Here is a 17,664-nt window from a genome sequence, read left to right as displayed (position 1 = left end):
CGTCTACTGTCCCTTCGTCGCGTAGAAGGCCTCGGTGGAGTCCTTCGACGGCGCCCACCATGCCTCGTTGTCGCGGTACCACTGGATGGTCGCCGCGAGACCGGATTCGAAGTCGGCATACTCCGGAGACCAGCCCAGCTCGGTGCGCAGCTTCGTCGAGTCGATCGCGTACCGCAGGTCGTGGCCGGCACGGTCGGTGACGTGGTCGTAGGCGTCGCGCGGCTGACCCATCTCCTCGAGGATGAGCTCGACGACCTCCTTGTTGTTGCGCTCGCCGTCGGCCCCGATGAGGTACGTCTCGCCGATCCGCCCCTTCTCGAGGATGGTGAGCACCGCAGACGAATGGTCGTTCGCGTGGATCCAGTCGCGCACGTTCTCGCCGGCGCCGTAGAGCTTCGGACGGATGCCGCGGATCACGTTCGTGATCTGTCGCGGGATGAACTTCTCGACGTGCTGGTACGGGCCGTAGTTGTTCGAGCAGTTCGAGATCGTCGCCTGGACGCCGAAGGAGCGGACCCACGCCCGGACCAGCAGGTCGCTCCCGGCCTTCGTCGACGAATACGGCGAAGACGGGTTGTACGGCGTCTGCTCTGTGAATCGCTCCGGATCGTCGAGCTCGAGGTCGCCGTACACCTCGTCGGTCGAGATGTGGTGGAAGCGCGTCTCGTGCCGGCGCGCGGCTTCCAGGAGCGTGTACGTGCCGATGATGTTGGTGTCCAGGAACGGACGCGGGCTGTGCAGCGAGTTGTCGTTGTGGGACTCCGCGGCGTAATGCACCACGGCATCGGCGTCGGCGGTGAGCGTGTCCACCAGCTCGGCGTCGGTGATGTCGCCGTGCACGAAACGCACACGGTCCTCGGGCAGACCCTCGAGCGAGGCGCGGTTGCCCGCGTAGGTGAGCGCGTCGAGCACCGTGACCGTGTGGTCGGTGTTCTCGACGGCGTAGTGCACGAAGTTGGAGCCGATGAAACCGGCACCGCCGGTGACGAGGATGTTCGACATCAACGACCTCTTTCCAGGGTCTCGAGGAGGTAAGTGCCGTAACCGGACTTGACGAGCTTCTCGGCGCGCTCGCGGAGTTCGTCGTCGTCGAGGAAGCCCTGACGCCACGCGACCTCCTCCGGCACACCGATGCGGAGCCCGGTGCGACGCTCCATGGTGCGCACGTAGTCGCCGGCGTCGGACATCTGGTCGAACGTGCCGGTGTCCAACCATGCGGTGCCGCGGGGCAGGACCTCGACCTGGAGCGCGCCGCGCTCGAGGTAGGCACGGTTGACGTCGGTGATCTCGTACTCCCCGCGTGGGCTGGGTTCGAGCGAGCGGGCGATCTCGACGACGTCGTTGTCGTAGAAATAGAGGCCGGGTACGGCGTAGTTGCTCTTCGGCTGCGCCGGCTTCTCCTCCAGGGAGACCGCACGACCGTCGGCGTCGAACTCCACGACGCCGTAGGCGTTCGGCTCCGCCACCCAGTACGCGAACACCGCGCCGCCCTCGACATCGGTGTACCGCTTGAGCTGCGTGCCGAGACCAGGACCGTAGAGGAGATTGTCTCCGAGGACCAGCGCGACCTTGTCATCGCCGATGAAGTCGGCACCGATCACGAAAGCCTGGGCCAGCCCGTCCGGAGAGGGCTGCTGCGCGAATGTCAGGTTGACGCCGAACTGCGAGCCGTCCCCGAGGAGACGCTCGAACTGCTCCGCATCGTGCGGTGTCGTGATGATCAGGATGTCCTTGATACCCGCGAGCATCAGAGTGGACAGCGGGTAGTAGACCATCGGCTTGTCGTACACCGGGATCAGCTGCTTCGAGATTCCGATCGTGATCGGGTGCAGTCGAGTTCCGGAGCCGCCAGCGAGAATAATGCCTTTCACCCCCATATCGTGCCACATCCCGGCGGGGAGCGCGGTGGGAGGATTCGCTTGCGCCACTTCAATCACAGTGGCATCATCTGTATCTTTCCGTCACACTAGGCAAGTGACCAGCTCAGTTTCCCCACGCCTGCGCGCCCTCATCGCGAGTACAGCCGCAGTCGTCTTTGCTGCCTCCCTGCTTCTCGCGAGCCCTGCGACCGCTGCCGGAGGGGGTGATCCCGCCGCCGGCGCCGCGGCATCCGCACCCGAAGCGACCGACATCGTCAAGACCGCGGACCTGTCCCTGTTCCGCCCGGGGAACATCATCGCCGACGCGGTGTTCTTCAACGCCGTGACGATGAATGCCGGGCAGATCGACTCATTCCTGCGGAGCAAGGTCTCCAGCTGCCGCGCGGGCTACGTCTGCCTCAAGGACTACCGGCAGAACACCCCGACCCGTCCCGCCGACGCCTACTGCAACGGCTACGCCGGTGCCGGCAACGAATCGGCGGCGACCATCATCGACAAGGTCTCCAAGTCGTGCGGCATCAACCCGCAGGTGCTCATCGTGATGCTGCAGAAGGAGCAGGGGCTGGTCACCGACAGCTACCCACCGGCGGGCCGCTTCAACATCGCGATGGGTCAGGGCTGCCCCGACACCGCAGGATGTGACCCCGCGTACTCCGGGTTCTTCTACCAGGTCTACGGCGCGGCCAGGCAGATGAAGATCTATGCCGAGGGCCGCTGGTTCACCTACTACGCTCCCGGCCGCACGTGGAACATCCTGTACCACCCGGAGCCCAAGCGGAACTGCGGTTCCGCACCGGTGTACATCGAGAACACCGCGACGGCAGCGCTGTACTACTACACGCCGTACCAGCCGAACCGCGCCGCGCTCAACGCCGGCTACGGAGAGGGAGACGGATGCTCTGCCTACGGCAACCGGAACTTCTACCAGTACTTCACCGACTGGTTCGGCAGCACGCAGCGCGTCACCTCCGTGATCGTGCGCGGCGACGGCCCCGAGGTGTATCTGCTGTCCGGCGGATACCGCTTCCACATCAAGACGGCTGAGGACCTGCGAGCGTTCTCCGCGAAGCTCGGTGCCGTGAGCCAGGTACCGGCCTCCTACCTCAAGACCATCCCCCTGGGTTCGCAGATCTCCCGCTACGTGCACGACGCCCGTGAGGGGATCCTCTATCTGATCGATCCCGACGGCACCCGCCACCGGTTCGGCAGCGAGAAGCAGATCCTCGATTTCGGCTACGCCTTCAATTCCTACGTGAATCTCGCGCCCGCGATCATCGACGCGTTCCCCCGCGGCGAGGATGTCGGGAGCCTCTTCCACGTCGGCGTCGACACCCAGATCTACTCGCTCGACAACGGACAGAAGAGATATGTCCCCAGCGTCGAGACCTGGCGATACCTCTCCGGGGGCAAGCTCGGCTACGTGGCCTCGATGGATCCGAGCGCGGCGGCGAAGTTCCCGCAGGGGCGCGTTGTCCTCATGCCGCGGTCGATGGTGCGCGAGGTCGACAAGCCGGCCGTGTACCTCGCGACAGCGGGCACGACGCTCATCCACACCCCCAGCCTCGAACTCGGCGCGGCGTTCGGCACGTCGACCGCGGTCACCGTGCTCCCGTCCGGGGCGCTCACCGGTTACGCCCCCGCGGCCACGACGCTGTCTCCGTTCGTCACGTGCGACGCGGCGCCGTATGTCATCTCGAGCGCCGGCCTGCAGCGGATCTCCGGCAACATCCCGGCGACACGATTCACCACCACGGCCCTCACGGCCGCGGACTGCGCCGCGTTCACCCCGAACAACACGCCGACCGCCCAGCCGTTCTTCATCCGCACCGACGAACGGGGCGAGGTGTACCGTCTGCTCGACGGCCAGCTGCAGTACGTCTCGTCGTACTCGGACCTGGTCACCCTCTCGGGAGGCACCATCCGCCTGGTCGGGTGGAAGGACGCCACCGTGGGCGTGCTCGGCGTCACCAAGCCGATGATCCCCTCGGGAACCGTCGTGCAGTTCGCCGGCGACGGCAGGGTCTTCCGGTGGAACGGCTCGCAGCTCTCGCACATCACGACCTACGAGGCCCTGCTGAGGATCGGCGGCGGAAAGGCGCCGACGATCGCGACCATCCCGGCCAGACTCGCGCCGGTGATGCCTGTCGGCGCTCCGACCGCCTAGGGTCGCCGTCAGGGTCGGCTTGGTAGGCTCAGACATCATGCCAGAAACCACGCTGATCATCGTCCCCGCCTGGAACGAAGCGCAGAACATCCCGACGACGGTCCGCGAGATCACCGCTGCATGCCCCACGTACGACGTGCTGGTCATCGATGACGGGTCCACCGACGCGACGGGCGCGGTCGCCGATGCCGCGGGTGCACGCGTGGTGCGGCTGCCGTTCAACCTGGGCGTCGGCGGCGCGATGCGTGCGGGGTTCCTGTACGCCGCGCGTCACGGCTACAGCCGCGTCATCCAGGTCGATGCCGACGGCCAGCACAACCCGCAGGACATCGATCGCGTGCTCGCAGGGCTCGAGCACGCCGACATCTCCATCGGCGCGCGATTCGCCGAGGTCGGCGACTACGTCGCCCGGGGTCCTCGCCGGTGGGCGATGCGCGTGCTCGCACGGACGGTGTCCCGCGTCTCCGGCGCCACGCTGACCGACGTGACGAGCGGCTTCCGCGCAGCCAACCGCCGGGCGATCGCCCAGTACATCACCTACTACCCCGCGGAGTACCTCGGCGACACGCTCGACTCCCTCGTCGCAGCAGTGCACGCAGGGCTGACGGTCACCCAGGTTCCGGTCGCGATGCGTCCGCGCCTGCACGGAAAGCCCAGCCAGGGGCCGCTCTCGGCATCCGTCTACCTGCTGCGATCGGTCTTCGCCCTGACCTTGGCCATCGTCCGACGTCCGATCCGACGCTCCTCCGCCCCGTCCCCCGTCGTGTCAGCGTAGGAAGGCACCCCATGGTTGTTCTCGGCGCACTCGTGCTGTCCATCGCTCTGCTGTCGTTCATCCTCTGGATGCTGTTGACACGGCGCCTCCGCGAGAAGTACGCGGTGCTGTGGCTCCTGATCGGCGTCGCCGCCCTCGTCGCATCGGTGTTCCCGCAGTTGCTCTTCTGGCTCACGGGGGTGCTCGGAGTCGAGCTGCCTGCGAACCTCTTCTTCCTGCTCGCCATCCTGCTCCTGCTCGGTGTCGCCCTCCATCTCTCGTGGGAGCTGTCGACATCGGAGGAGGAGATCAGAGTCCTCGCCGAGGAGGCGGGTCTCGCCGAGACGCACATCATCGAGGTCCAGCATCGGTTGAGCGCGCTCGAAGCTCGACTGGAGGAGCTCGACGGCGGTCCGCGAAGCTGACCGTCAGCGCCTCACTGCGCCGCTGGGCCTGACCGCGGCCAGGAACAGGCGTCGAGCCCGAGCGAGGTCTCCACCTGCGAGCGCAGCGACCATCTCGCTCGCGGCGTTGAGTCGGGAGATGCACCGTCGCCGACCGATCCTGGCCGCCCGCGCCCAGCCGTTGGCCTTCATCCGCGCGGCGTACTCGTCGAAGAACGCGGCTTCCTGCTCGAAGCGGCTGCCCGACGCGGCCGTGACCGACGACACGGAGCTCATGTGCCTGCGATAGTCGAAGACCACGTCGTCGGTCACCAGCATCGACCCGCCGTCCAGTGCGATGTCCAGGAGAAGCCCGAGATCGAGCGCGACCGCCCAGTGATCATCGAAACCGTGGGCGCGCGCCACCTCGCTCTTCCAGACGATCGACGGGAAGTACGCCCAGTCCGCTCGGATCAGGCTCTCCGCCATGTGCCGAGCGTCGAGGATCCGGCCGCCCTCCCCCACCCGCGGCCGTACCCAGCGCTTCACGCGATCCGCAAGGGGCAGAACGTGTCGGCCCGACTCATCGATGACGCTCACTCCCGGCTGGAACACGTCCACCCCGGGATTGTCGGCGATGAGCCGTGACATCACGCCGATGTAGTCCGGATGCATCCGGTCGTCATCCCCCATCATCACGAAGTAGGGCGCTTCGACCAGATCGAGACAGCGGTTGAAGTTCTTCGCCAACCCGAGGTTCTGCTCGTTCCTGACGTACACCACTCGCGGGTCGCCGAGCGCTTCGAGACGCTCTCGGATCGGATCACCGGGGTACGCGTCGTCGACACAGACGAGCCGCCAGGAGTCGCTCGTCTGCTCGAGGACCGACCGGATCGCCTCCCACGCCGAATCCGGGTGACTGTAGTAGGGCAGCATGACGTCGATCGTCACACGGCCGGGCTCAGTCATCGATCTTCCCGGTGCGGCCGGCCCTGGCATCTCGCCAACCGGCCAAGGCATCCCCCACCGGCACCCGTCCTGTCCTGCGCCATCCGACGATGAGCTCCTCCGCCGCCCGACGACCGAGCGCGAGCGAGCTGCGCACCCTGCCGAGCCCGGCCTTGCGCGCGAACAGCGCCATGTTCCGGACCCCGAGTCGCAGCGGATGGGCTCCGGGCTCCTGCGCGGCGCGCACATCGAGCACCACGGTCCGCCAGCCGTGCCTTCTGAGCGCCCACCCCGTATCGACATCCTCGAAGTACAGGAAGTACATCTCCTCCATGCCGCCGATCTCGCGGAGCGCACGGGTGCGGTACATCACGACCGCACCGTCGACCCAGTCGACATCGCGGGATCCGGAGGCGGGGGCGGTCACATGGTGATAGGCACGCCCGCCCTTGGTGAGGACTCCACCCGCGGAGAACACGACATCGGGCCTGGACACCCAGTACAGGGTCGGCGCGACCGCGCCCACGTCCGGAAGACGATCGAGGGCATCGAGCATACGCGCGCTGAGGTCCTCCTCGAACCAGGCATCATGCGTCAGCACGAGCAGATTCTCGATCCCTCGCTGCTCACACACGTCGAGAGCCAGGTTGACGGCTGCCCCGTACCCGGGGTTGTCACCCCGTCGGATCATCACAGGTGGTCTCCCGTTCACATCCGTCAGCACGTCATCAGGCAGATCGCCGCCGTTGTCCACGATGATGACCTGAGCGCACGGCGCCTCCTGAGAGTCCAAGCGCGCGAGCACGTCCCTGACCAGGTCTGGGCGTCGATATCCGATGACCAGCGCGGCATAGTCGCTCATTGGCGTGATTCCTCCTTCAGTCGCCTGAAGGCAACGACGCCTAGGCTAGCTAACATGTCCAGACCGTCCGATCCGCCCGCTCGCCCATCCCTGGTCAGCGTCTCGAAGTACCTGCCCTTCGAGGGTATCCGTCATGCGGGAGGCCAATACGCACTGCAGCACTATCGAGCGCTCCGCGACATGTTCACGATCCACGTCGTCGCCCCATCGACACGCCTGAACCGCGATGCGTCCGCGACCGAGCCCGACCTGGACTACCGGCTGTTGCAGAGCAGGAGCCTCCTGTCGACGGACGCCGGCAAGCCCCTCGCCGATCTTCAGTCCGTCGTCACGGGAAGCAGCGCGCACCCGTGGTTCCGCCGTGCGCTGGCGAACGACGCGCCTTCGCGTGTGGTCCTGTCCGCAGCAGACATCGTCGAGTACCAGTGGTCGGAGATGTCGAGCCTCACCCGCACCGTGCGCCGTCTGGCTCCCGGAGCGAAGACCGTCATCATCGCTCACGATGTCATCACGCAGCGCTGGGACCGCGCAGCCGAGCAGGCGACGAACCCGCTGAAGAAGATGGCGTTCTCGGCCGCCGCTCGGGCGAGCAGGCGCCGTGAGCGTCGCTCGTTCGACGACGTGGATGCCGTGATCACGTTCAGCGAGAAGGACGCCGCCCTGGTCCGCGAGCTCTCGCCCTCGTCCGCGCCGGTGGTGGTCCATCCCGGTTTCCCCGTGCCTCCCGCTCGTCAGCGGGGTCGCCGGAACACGACGGTCGTCTTCACCGGCGCGATGAACAGGCCGGACAACGACGAAGCTGCGCGCTGGTTCCTGTCCGCCGTCTGGCCGCGTGTATCCGAGACGCTACCCGATGCCCGCTTCCGGATCGTCGGGGCGAATCCGAGCGCGGCACTTCGCGCGGCAGCGTCCCGCTCCGATGGAGTCGAGGTGACCGGAGCCGTCGATTCCTTCGACGACGTGTATTCCGATGCCGATGTCTGCGTCGTGCCGCTGCTCAACGGCGCCGGAGTGAAGTTCAAGACGATCGACGCGATGATGTGGGGCATCCCGGCTGTGACGACTTCCGTCGGTGCGGAGGGAATCGAGGGGGCAGACCTCCTCCACGCGGTCGTCGACGATCCCGACGCCTTCGCAGACGCCGTGATCAGTGCGCTGCGGGGAGCCGGCGAGGACACGGCGATCGCGGCCAGGGCCTGGGCCGTGTCCGTGTACGGTCTCGACGCGTTCCGCGACAGGCTCAGAGGTGTCTACGCCGCGCTTCTGGACGCTCAGCCGCAGGGGGACGTCAGTCGCAGCCGGTGATCTGGTAGAGGACGGCGTCACCTTCGGCGTCGATCTCGGTGACCAGATCGGATCGCCCGAGTCGCTCGAGACCACGATAACGATGCTCGTCGCCGTGGATCTCCTGCGAGCCGAAGTCGAGCACATAGTCGACCCCTGACCGCTCGACCGCGTCGCAGACCTGCGCTTCCGATCCGCGCCGGGAGAGCTCGTCCATGATCTCCTGCTCGTCGGGGCTCATCCCCATCAGGATGTGCGGCATGACGACCTCGCGGTCGGCATAGGCGTAAGCCATCCCGGTCCCTGTCCACGGGGAGCCGATGATGAGCGCGTCGTCGGGCACCTCATCGGGAAGCCGCTCCAGCAGAGCGCGCTCATCCGTCGAGATGAGAGGCGATGTCTCGGTGTATCGGTATGCCACGGCAGCGGCGGTCATCGCCTGCGCCATCGCCAGCGCCTGGCCGGCGAGGAGCACCACGGCCCCCACGGACATCCCGACGACGACGGACCGCCGCACAGACGGGGCTCCCACTTTCAGACGCACCCAGGCCAGCACCCATGCAGCCCCGACCGCCGCGAGCGGTACCGCCATGATGGGCAGAAGCGCCGCCAGGCGCGGAGCGTTGTTGTACCAGGCCGCCGTCATGAGGTCGCGCAACGGCTGGAACGGCATCGCGCTGGCGACCACGAAGAGCACGGTGACGGCGAGCATGAGGGCGAGGGCGACGACGTCCGCGCGTTGCCGACGCTTCGCGACGACGACCACGCCGACGACGAACAGCACCGCCATCAGCAGAGGGATCAGCTGGTAGCGCGGGGAGAGGGTGAGTGCCTGACCGAGCGCCTGGCTGATGGTCTGCTCTGTCGGCCAGCCGCGCGCTTCGAGCGGCGGACGCAGCACACGCCACGCGATGAAGCTCACGAGAGCGAGCACGCCGAACCCGATCGAGGTGATGATCACCCGGCGACGCTCCGGACGGGTGCGGAGGAATCCGATGAAGGCGAGGGAGACCGCGATCATGGAGAGGATGATCAGCGCGACGAGCGCCCCAGGGTGCGCGACGGCGATACCGGGGATCAGTCCGAGCACGAGCAGGACGAGTACGGCGTCCGGAATCCGATCATCATCGCCGTGGAGCCGCACGAGCTGGATGACGGCAGCGAGCGCCGCCGGCACGAGACTCACGCCGAGCAGGTAGGGATAGAGCACACCGTAATCGAGCATCAGCAGCGGGAACGCCGGGAGGAGCCCGCTCAGCAGGACTGCGCCGACGACGATCGTCAGTCGCCTCCCGAAGAGCACCACCGTGAGGAGCGCGACCGTGGCGGGCCACACCACGGCGGCGGTCGCGATCGTCACCGCGTTCGTGGCGACCATGATGGTCGTGCCGGTGAGCTGGACGACGAGCGCGACGATCGAGTGCCAGGCTGCCGGATAGAACGCCGACGCTCCTGGTGCACTCGTCATGCCGCCCACGCTCATCGGAGAGGCGTTCTCAGTGTCGAGGATGTACCGGACGGCATTCAGGTGGAAGACGTTGTCGAACGTCTGGGAGATGTTCTCCGGTGCGCCCACCACGAGCGCGATCTGAAGTCCGAACAGGATCGCCGCGACCACGAACGACGCCGCGATCATGGCCGTGCGGCGCGAGACCTTGCCCACCGACCCACGGGCGCGGGTGAATCGGGCGACGAGGTACGCGACGATCGCCAGGCCGAGTGCGGTGACGAGCACCGGGAGCACCGACCACGGGATACCGAGCAGGCCTGACCCCAGCGACGCGAGCACGATGACGCTCACCGACGCCGGAGCGGCGACGCCCCACGCCCAGAGCCCTCGCAGCGAGAGAGCCCTGGCGACGAGGTATCCGGGGAGGAAGAGAAGGGCTACCGAGATGAGGATGACAGGCGCCGCCCCCAGCCAGCTCACGCGTCTTCCGCCTCGGGATACCGCACCTTGGGGTTGAAGGTGATCCCCTGCAGCCACTTGCCGAGGAGGCGAGCGCGAAGGTCGAGGGAGACCTTTCCGCGGTGCAGGCTGACGAACAGCCGGGCGCCGAACTCGAGGAAATGCAGGAGTCCGCGGTGGTGCAGCTGCCACGACGCTTCGTTGCGCACGCCGTAGGCGAACTTCCACAGGCTCTTCCGGTCGACCATCGCGAAGTTCACGCCGCGGTTGTCGCCCATGTCATGGATCACCGAGCTGTCGAGCACCTGCACTCCGGGGCAGCGGGCGGTCAGACGCAACGTGTACTCACGGTCGTCGAACCAGATGAAGTACTCCGCGTAAGGGAAGCCGTATTCGGCGATCGCCCACCGCGGGATCAGCACGGAGACGAACGAGCACGCGGTGACCATCACGTTCTGCTGGCCCTTGACCAGGAGCCGTCCCCAGTCCCACGTCGGAACGGGATTGTTCATCTCGCAGATGCTGCCGTCCGTGAACTCCACGACCGAGCAGGCGAACGGCACGTCGGGGCCGAGCTCCGACACGGCACCATCGAATCCTGCGATCAATGCGGCGAGCGCATCCGGCTTCGGGTAGCAGTCGTCGTCCATGATCCAGACGTGATCGGCACCGGAAGCGTACCCCCGGCGCATACCCTCGGTGAATCCACCGGCTCCTCCCGAGTTGGTCGCCATGGTGACGACCTCGACGGGCACCGGGAGCTCGAGGCCCGCCAGGTACTCAGCGGTACCGTCGGTCGAGGCGTTGTCGATCACGAACAGCGTCTCCACCGGGTGCGTCTGCGCGGCGATGGAGGCGAGGACCGTCTTGAGCTTCTCCAGCCGATTGAATGTGACGACCACCGCTGCGACGCTCACCACGAGCTCACCTCTTCCTTGAACCATGAACTCGCGGACGGCTGCGACAGCAGCTTCTTCTCCGCCTTGCGCTCCTTGCGCCAGAGCGACTCCCTGGCCTTCTCGTCGCCGATGAGCGGCGCGACGGCATCTGCGAGTCGCCGTGCCGCACGGTGTGCGAAACGTGGCACGAGAGCGGGAGCGGGGATGATGTCGCGCTGAGCGCCGACATCTGTCGAGACGACGGGCACACCGTGCGCGATCGCCTCCAGCGTCGTCAGCGTGAGCCCCTCGTTGTGGGACGAGACCACGAGGACGTGCGCTTCGTCGAGCGTCTCGGAGACCGGCGTCAGAGAGGTGCGACGGACGATGTCATCGGTCATGTCCGCTGCGGCGATGATGTCGTCCACCCACCCGGCGAGCTCGCCGTCGCCGTGAAGGATGTACCGCACCGAATAGCCCTGGCGCTTGAGGCGAGCGGCCATCGCGACGAAGACCTCCGGTGCCTTCTGTCTTGCCAGCCGGCCGACGAAAGCGATGGTGAAGGTCTCCCCCTCAGCCCTGGACCGGAAGACGGCATCCTTCGGCTTGACCGTGAGTCCGCCCAGCGGAGCCATCACGACCTTCTCGGAGGGGATGCCCTGCACCTCGGTCATCCAGCGCGCGAGGCTGGGAGATATGACATGGTGCTTCGTCAGGGACTCGGCCGCGATCGCGCTGCTGAGCGGATATCCGCCCCCTCGGTACTCGACGATGTGAGTGCTGTCGATGATCGGGATGCCCGGCCGGGAGGCGACGATCCACGCGATGCGGTCATACAGCCACTGGTTGTGGTGGATCACGACGCCGCGCACGTCGAACGTGCGCAGCAGAGCTCGCAGCAGCGGCTCGATACCGGGAGTCTGCGATTCGACCGTGGGCTCGGAGAACGGGATGAGCAGCGCGCCGTCGAGTTCCGGCCTCGTGATCCACGGCTGATGGGAGTCACGGTTCGTCAGGACGATGGGCAGGAAGCCGGCCTCGCGCACGAGTCGGACGGTTTCGAAGGCCCAGAGCTCTGCCCCTCCGAGCTGGAACCAGTGCAGACCGATGATCACGGCCTTCTGCGCGCCGGCGGGCGTCTGCGCGGCAGGGACGATGACGTCGTCCTCATGGAGTTCGCCCGGACGGAACTCCGATGCGTACTGACGGCGCTGCACCGGCGTGTGCAGCTGGCGACGGAACCGGAGAAGCGACAGATCGCGGAGGTCGTCGTAGAAGAGGGGCGCCCGGGCCTTCACCTGCCGTGCGACACGGCCGATAAGGTCCTGGCGCGGCATCTGATAGGGATCGGACTCCAACACCACGTCGGCCGAGACGTGCAGGTGCCGTGTGTGCGAAGCCGTGAGTGCGGCGGACACGGCCTCGGAAGGGAGAATCGTGCGGTTCTCCGGTGCGACCGTGCTGACGACATCGAAAGTCGTCAGACGATGCCTGTTGAACCGCGACATGCCGTCGAAGGTGCTGTCATCCGTGAGCCGCGGCGGCGTCTCACGCGTGCCGTCGTAGAGATGCACGCGGAGTTCCCGCTCCGGCGCCATCAGGGCGTGGAAGTTCAGCGCCCCCACCAGCAGACGACGCTCCCGCAAGGAGAATTCCGTTCCCGTCCGCTCGTCCGAGAAGCGAAAGAGGGCGGGTTGATCGAGAGCTTGGAGAAGTGTCACGAGTACCTGTTGCTTTCGGATCGACGGACGCACAGACCTCGGCGAGCCTATCAGCGACACCAGGCGTCACCCTGGGTCTCGGCTGTGCCACCACGGCGGGCATCCGGTCCCTCCTGGTTGCCAGGTAGCGCCCAGAGTCACTCGTATGATTGTCTCCGGTGCGCGCGAGACGGTCGGCGCATACGGAAGGTGGATCCGCGGTGCAACAGGCTCGCACGCTCGAGGCGCAGAGGTTGACGACCCCCGGCGCGAATCGAGGACTTCTCGAAGTCTTCCGACAGCGCTATCTCCTCTCGCTCATCGTGCGGAAGGAAGTGCAGATCAGGTACCGGGGCTCCATCTTCGGCTGGCTCTGGTCGTACGTGAAGCCGCTCGTCCAGTTCGTCGTCTTCTTCGTCGCCATCGGCGTCTTCCTCGGTCTGAACGATCGAGTCGAGTTCTTCCCGATCTATCTGCTGTCGGGGATCACGGTCGTCACCTTCTTCAACGAGGCCTTCTCGAACGGCACGCGCTCCCTCGTCGACAATGCGGCGCTCATCAAGAAGATCTATCTGCCCCGTGAGATGTTCCCCATCGCGAGCATGATGATCGCCGCCGTCAACACGGTTCCGCAGATCATCGTCGTCGTGGGGATCTCCCTCTTCTTCGGGTGGGCGCCTTCCCTGGCGTCGGTGGCCGCGATCGTGCTCTCGCTGGTGATCATCGCCGTGCTGGCGAGTGGTCTCGGGCTGTTCTTCGGCGCGATCAACGTCACGTTCCGCGACGCGCAGAGCTTCGTCGAGATCATCGTCATGGTCGCGATCTGGGCGTCGCCCGTCATGTACGAGTGGACGCAGGTGGCCCGTGTCGCACCGGAGTGGCTCTTCGTTCTCTACCGACTGAACCCGATCACGGCGGCCGTCGAGCTGTTCCACTACGGCATCTGGTTCCCCCTCGGCCCCGACAACGCCTCCCCTCTCCCCGACCTCTGGATGTACGGGCTGATCGCCCTCGTGACGTCTCTCGCCGCGCTGGTCATCGGCCAGCTCGTCTTCCGCCGACTGGAGGGCCGTTTTGCCCAAGATCTCTGAGCCCCTGACGCAGACGCTGCCCCGCGTCGTGATCGACGACGTGCACAAGACCTTCAAGCTTCGTCACACGCATTCGATCAAGGAGACAGCCCTCGCTGCCATCCGCCGTAAGCCGCTCACGACGAACTTCCACGCCCTCGACGGAGTGTCGTTCGAGATCGGCGAGGGCGAGTCGGTCGCGCTCCTCGGATTCAACGGCTCCGGCAAGTCGACCATGCTCAAGCTGATCTCCGGAGTGCTCGAGCCCGACACGGGCACCGCCCTCACGCGTGGTCGAGTGGCCGGACTCATCGAGGTCGGCGCCGGCTTCCACCCCGATCTATCCGGCAGGGAGAACGTCTTCCTGAATGCCGCGATTCTCGGCATGAGCAAGAAGGAGACCGAGGCTCGCTACGACGAGATCGTCGCCTTCAGCGAGATCGAGAAGTTCATCGACACCGAGGTCAAGCACTACTCCTCCGGGATGTTCCTGCGCCTGGCCTTCTCCGTGGCGATCCACACCGAGATGGATGTGCTCCTCATCGACGAGATCCTCTCGGTGGGCGACGAGCCTTTCCAGAAGAAGTGCCTCGCCCGCGTCCGAGAGCTGCACGCGCAGGGGAAGACCCTCGTCGTCGTGAGCCACGACCTCAACATGGTGTCGAATCTCTGCGAGCGCGGCATCCTGCTCAAGGGCGGGAAGGTGCACTTCGACGGTCCGAGCAAGGACGCCGTCGAACTGATGCGAGCCTGATTCAGAGGTCCGCGTGCAGTCCCCAGAGGCGTTCGGCTGAACTCGCCCAGGAGAAGGCTCGCGACCGATCGGACGCGAGCACCTTGAGGCGTTCGGCGGATCCGCCTGCCGCATCCTCGACCGCCTCCGCGATCGCATCGACGGGGACGATCCGCCCGCCGTCAGAGATGACATCACGATGCGAACCGCTGTCGACGGCGACGACCGGCAGTCCCAGCGTCATCGCCTCCACGGCACGCCAGGGCCACCCTGCCGTGGCGTCGGCGGCCACATACGCAGAGGCACCCTCGAGGACACCAGCACGGTCTTCGGCCGAGAGGGCGCCTCGCACATGCACGCGGCGCTCCGGGAGTCCCGACGCGGAGGCCGCCTCCACGTAGCGGGGCTCGGATCCCTCCGGTGCATCGATGACGATGGCATCGAGACCGGCCGCCACCGCTCCGCGGAAGCCTTCCGCCGCTTCGGCGACAGACCCTGTGAGCACCAGATACCCGCCGGTAGGCGACAGTAAACCGCGGGGAGCGGCTCCCTCGCCGGCACCGCCGAAACCCTGCGGCGGTGCACCTGCGATCACGCGGATGCGGTCGCCGAGCTTCGCGAGCTCGGCGAGTCTCTCGGCGACGGCATGAGAGGGCACCACCACGGCGTCGGCGTGTCTCACGGCACGCCTGAGCATGCCGCGCTGCCACGCGACGGCCCCCTTGGACAACTGCTCCGGAGCGTCCCAGGCACGCAGATCCCACACCGTGACGGTCGTCTGATCGTTGTCGTGAAGCCGGTCGTGTCGGACGAGCGGTGCCATCAGGGTCGGCGAGTGGATGAGCCCTCCGCCGACACCGGGGGCGATGCCGAGCTGCCAGGCCGCGGCGAGCTCACGCCGCCCCATGGCGAGCGTGCGCACGTCGGCGACCCCCGCCACCGGCACGGAAGCACCTGCGGGGACGATCGCATCGACCGCGCATCCCGACGGCGCCGTGGCGACCAGACCGCCGACCAGCCCGACCGCTGCCTCGGCGTGGTCGGGATCGACGACGCTCGCGAGCTGATCCAGAACAACGCGTAGCCGAGCACCCATGGCCCCAGGCTATCCTCGCCATACCTCTCCCCCGCGGAGCACACAGCCGGAGACGCGCGAATGTCAGCGTTCGCACAGTTTCCGCCCACCACGGCAGCAGAGGTTCGTGCTTGAATGCTCGAGTGAGCGATGGTCGACTTCCCGTCCGACGCCGATGGATCGGGTGGACCGTCGGCGTTCTGCTGTCCCTTCTGGTCGTCGCGATCGGCTGGGTCGCCATCCGAGGGTTCGGCGCGGTGAGCGATCTTCAGCAGGTGGCCAAAGGCAGCGCGCAGCTGAAGGCGGCGATCGCGGCCGGTGACCTCGACGCAGCCAAGCCCCTCGCCAGGAGCATCGCGCACAATGCGGACTCCGCGCACGACCTCACCTCCGACCCGGTCTGGCACGCGTTCGGAGCACTGCCATGGGTCGGCCCCAACTTCAGTGCCGTCAGCGACATCGCCGAGATCGCCGACGACGTGTCATCCGACGCGCTGACGCCGCTCCTCGACGTGGCGGCGGACTTCGATCTGGCGAGCCTCGGCTTCACCGGCGGCTCCATCGACCTCGCACCGTTCGCAGAGATCGCAGGCCCCCTGGGAACCGCCGAGACCGCGCTCACGGCCGCGCAGCAGCAGGCACGTCGCATCGACGCCGATGCGACGCTCCCCCCGCTCGCCGATGCCATCCGCACGATGCGTTCCTCCGTCACCGAAGCCGCGACGGTGGTCGGCTCGCTGCACGGTGCTGCCGTGCTGCTGCCGACCATGCTCGGCGGCGAAGGCCCTCGTACCTACGTGCTCGCGATGCAGAACAATGCGGAACTGCGCTCCTCGGGGGGAATCATCGGGGCGATCGCGCTGCTGCACGCCGAGAACGGAAGGATCACCCTCCAGACTCAGGCGTCGACTCGCGACTTCCCCCCGCTCGACACGGCCCTGCCGCTCAGCGACTCGACGACCGCCCTGTTCGAGGACCGTCCAGGTCGCTATCTGCAGAACATCACGAGCATCCCGGACTTCCGCGAAGCAGGTGCCGCGATCGCCACCCGGTGGCAGGGCCGATTCGGCGGAACCGTCGACGGTGTCGTCGCCGTCGACGCGGTCGTGGCGAAGCACCTGCTCGCTGCCACCGGCGACCTCACGTTCGGACCTTTCACCGCGAGCTCCGACAACGTCACCGACATCCTTCTCTCGCAGATCTACGCCGCGGTCCCCGACCCCGCGGTGCAGGATGAGATCTTCGCGCAGGCCGCAGGGGCGTTGTTCGGCGCTGCGCTCTCCGGCGCAGAGCCACGAGCTCTGCTGGGAGCACTCGCGGACTCCGCGGCGGAAGGACGCATCCGCATCTGGAGTGCTCACGAAGATGAGGAGGCCGTGCTCGCCGACTCCGACCTCGGCGGCACGATCCCCGCGGACACCGGCGATGCGACCTACGTCGGCGTGCTGATGAACGACACGACCGGCGGGAAGATGGACTACTACACCAGGGCGTCCCTCTCGACGTCGGTCGGCACCTGCCAGGGCCAGCCGACGACCCAGGTGCGCGTGACGTGGACCAACACCGCGCCCGCCGACGCCGCCACCTCGCTGCCCACCTACGTCACGGCCGACGGCTTCTACGGGGTGCCCGCCGGCACCGTGCGGACCCTGATCGCCGTGTACGGCCCGGAAGGAGCGACGCCTTCGCACATCGATCGTGACGGAGCGGAAGAGGGCGTTCAGACCGCGATGATCGGCGACCGCTCGGCGGTTCAGCACGAGGTGTCACTCGCGCCTGGCGAGTCGACGACGATCACCGTCGAGTTCCAGGGCACGGGTGCAGGGCAGAGACTCACCGAGGTGCTGCACACCCCCCTCATCGACACCCCAGAGACGACACGGGAACCGCTGCAATGCGCTTCGTGACTTTCGCCGCCCGATAGGGTATCGTCGACTCACTGGGGAATATCTGGCGTCTGTCATCCTGCCGTGGGGGCAGGAAGACGCCACGCAGTTGGATGCAGGGGTGTGTCCAAAGGCGAT

The 17,664-nt window shown here is 66.9% G+C and carries 15 protein-coding genes; 7 read left to right on the top strand and 8 right to left on the bottom strand.

Going from position 1 to position 17,664, the window contains the following annotated elements:
• Positions 1-3 precede the first annotated feature (3 nt).
• On the bottom strand, positions 4-1,002 hold the full coding sequence (gene rfbB / locus ILP86_RS06905) for a dTDP-glucose 4,6-dehydratase (RefSeq protein ID WP_141370958.1): 999 nt from the start codon (positions 1,000-1,002) through the stop codon (positions 4-6).
• Positions 1,002-1,871 (bottom strand): glucose-1-phosphate thymidylyltransferase RfbA, encoded by an 870-nt coding sequence (gene rfbA, locus ILP86_RS06900; RefSeq protein ID WP_058632643.1) that lies wholly within the window; start codon positions 1,869-1,871, stop codon positions 1,002-1,004. Before rfbA ends, rfbB begins: the two co-directional genes overlap by 1 nt.
• Before the next feature lie 103 nt (positions 1,872-1,974).
• Between rfbA and ILP86_RS06895 the strand changes: the two genes are divergently transcribed.
• From ILP86_RS06895 to ILP86_RS06885, 3 genes are read left to right on the top strand one after another with little or no spacing between them, the layout of a single operon-like run.
• Positions 1,975-4,044, top strand: a complete 2,070-nt coding sequence (locus tag ILP86_RS06895) for a hypothetical protein (protein ID WP_179515924.1) — start codon at positions 1,975-1,977, stop codon at positions 4,042-4,044.
• Positions 4,045-4,081: 37 nt separating this feature from the next.
• Complete coding sequence (locus tag ILP86_RS06890; RefSeq protein ID WP_058632609.1) at positions 4,082-4,819, top strand: glycosyltransferase family 2 protein; 738 nt, start codon at positions 4,082-4,084, stop codon at positions 4,817-4,819.
• Positions 4,820-4,830: 11 nt separating this feature from the next.
• A complete protein-coding gene (locus ILP86_RS06885; RefSeq protein WP_061015322.1) occupies positions 4,831-5,223 on the top strand; it encodes a DUF2304 domain-containing protein in 393 nt (130 codons plus the stop codon).
• Positions 5,224-5,226: 3 nt separating this feature from the next.
• Here ILP86_RS06885 and ILP86_RS06880 read toward each other — a convergent pair whose 3' ends face one another.
• Entirely contained in the window at positions 5,227-6,150 is a 924-nt protein-coding gene (locus ILP86_RS06880) for a glycosyltransferase family 2 protein (RefSeq protein WP_218867326.1), read from the bottom strand.
• Positions 6,143-6,991, bottom strand: coding sequence for a glycosyltransferase family 2 protein (locus ILP86_RS06875; protein WP_193761665.1), 849 nt, complete (start codon positions 6,989-6,991; stop codon positions 6,143-6,145). The genes ILP86_RS06880 and ILP86_RS06875 overlap by 8 nt, the downstream gene beginning before the upstream one ends.
• Before the next feature lie 54 nt (positions 6,992-7,045).
• Here ILP86_RS06875 and ILP86_RS06870 point away from each other — a divergent pair, with 54 nt between their 5' ends.
• Positions 7,046-8,296, top strand: a complete 1,251-nt coding sequence (locus tag ILP86_RS06870) for a glycosyltransferase (RefSeq protein ID WP_113680197.1) — start codon at positions 7,046-7,048, stop codon at positions 8,294-8,296.
• On the opposite strand, the gene ILP86_RS06865 is transcribed toward ILP86_RS06870, so the two are convergent.
• The 3 genes from ILP86_RS06865 to ILP86_RS06855 are packed head-to-tail and all read right to left on the bottom strand — an operon-like array spanning position 8,280 to position 12,708.
• The gene (locus ILP86_RS06865; protein WP_179515923.1) at positions 8,280-10,205 is read right to left on the bottom strand and encodes a DUF6541 family protein; all 1,926 of its coding nucleotides are present in this window, start codon (positions 10,203-10,205) and stop codon (positions 8,280-8,282) included. The genes ILP86_RS06870 and ILP86_RS06865 overlap by 17 nt on opposite strands.
• Positions 10,202-11,101: a glycosyltransferase family 2 protein gene (locus ILP86_RS06860; protein WP_230977845.1), complete on the bottom strand. Its 900-nt coding sequence runs from the start codon at positions 11,099-11,101 to the stop codon at positions 10,202-10,204. Before ILP86_RS06860 ends, ILP86_RS06865 begins: the two co-directional genes overlap by 4 nt.
• Positions 11,098-12,708, bottom strand: coding sequence for a glycosyltransferase (locus ILP86_RS06855; protein ID WP_193761664.1), 1,611 nt, complete (start codon positions 12,706-12,708; stop codon positions 11,098-11,100). Before ILP86_RS06855 ends, ILP86_RS06860 begins: the two co-directional genes overlap by 4 nt.
• Positions 12,709-12,983: 275 nt before the next feature.
• Between ILP86_RS06855 and ILP86_RS06850 the strand changes: the two genes are divergently transcribed.
• Complete coding sequence (locus tag ILP86_RS06850) at positions 12,984-13,853, top strand: ABC transporter permease (protein WP_113680200.1); 870 nt, start codon at positions 12,984-12,986, stop codon at positions 13,851-13,853.
• Positions 13,837-14,586 carry an ABC transporter ATP-binding protein gene (locus ILP86_RS06845; RefSeq protein ID WP_193761663.1) on the top strand — a complete coding sequence of 250 codons (750 nt, stop codon included), beginning with the start codon at positions 13,837-13,839 and terminating at the stop codon, positions 14,584-14,586. The genes ILP86_RS06850 and ILP86_RS06845 overlap by 17 nt, the downstream gene beginning before the upstream one ends.
• A 1-nt stretch (position 14,587) precedes the next feature.
• On the opposite strand, the gene ILP86_RS06840 is transcribed toward ILP86_RS06845, so the two are convergent.
• Complete coding sequence (locus tag ILP86_RS06840; RefSeq protein ID WP_193761662.1) at positions 14,588-15,661, bottom strand: glycosyltransferase; 1,074 nt, start codon at positions 15,659-15,661, stop codon at positions 14,588-14,590.
• A 122-nt stretch (positions 15,662-15,783) separates the two neighbouring features.
• Here ILP86_RS06840 and ILP86_RS06835 point away from each other — a divergent pair, with 122 nt between their 5' ends.
• Positions 15,784-17,547 carry a DUF4012 domain-containing protein gene (locus tag ILP86_RS06835; protein WP_193761661.1) on the top strand — a complete coding sequence of 588 codons (1,764 nt, stop codon included), beginning with the start codon at positions 15,784-15,786 and terminating at the stop codon, positions 17,545-17,547.
• Positions 17,548-17,664 lie beyond the last annotated feature (117 nt).

The sequence above is a fragment of the Microbacterium sp. R1 genome (genome assembly GCF_015159725.1).
In the GTDB taxonomy this organism is placed as follows: Bacteria; Actinomycetota; Actinomycetes; order Actinomycetales; family Microbacteriaceae; genus Microbacterium; species Microbacterium oxydans.
Note: the sequence above shows the minus strand (reverse complement) of the source record. Positions and strands in the feature narration are given on the sequence as shown.

Bases quoted from the DNA above. Each gene is read 5' to 3' on its own strand.
- rfbB (WP_141370958.1), bottom strand. From the start codon at position 1,002: ATGTCGAACATCCTCGTCACCGGCGGTGCCGGTTTCATCGGCTCCAAC.
- ILP86_RS06890 (WP_058632609.1), top strand. From the start codon at position 4,082: ATGCCAGAAACCACGCTGATCATCGTCCCCGCCTGGAACGAAGCGCAG.
- ILP86_RS06885 (WP_061015322.1), top strand. From the start codon at position 4,831: ATGGTTGTTCTCGGCGCACTCGTGCTGTCCATCGCTCTGCTGTCGTTC.
- ILP86_RS06880 (WP_218867326.1), bottom strand. From the start codon at position 6,150: ATGACTGAGCCCGGCCGTGTGACGATCGACGTCATGCTGCCCTACTAC.
- ILP86_RS06875 (WP_193761665.1), bottom strand. From the start codon at position 6,991: ATGAGCGACTATGCCGCGCTGGTCATCGGATATCGACGCCCAGACCTG.
- ILP86_RS06870 (WP_113680197.1), top strand. From the start codon at position 7,046: ATGTCCAGACCGTCCGATCCGCCCGCTCGCCCATCCCTGGTCAGCGTC.
- ILP86_RS06840 (WP_193761662.1), bottom strand. From the start codon at position 15,661: ATGGGTGCTCGGCTACGCGTTGTTCTGGATCAGCTCGCGAGCGTCGTC.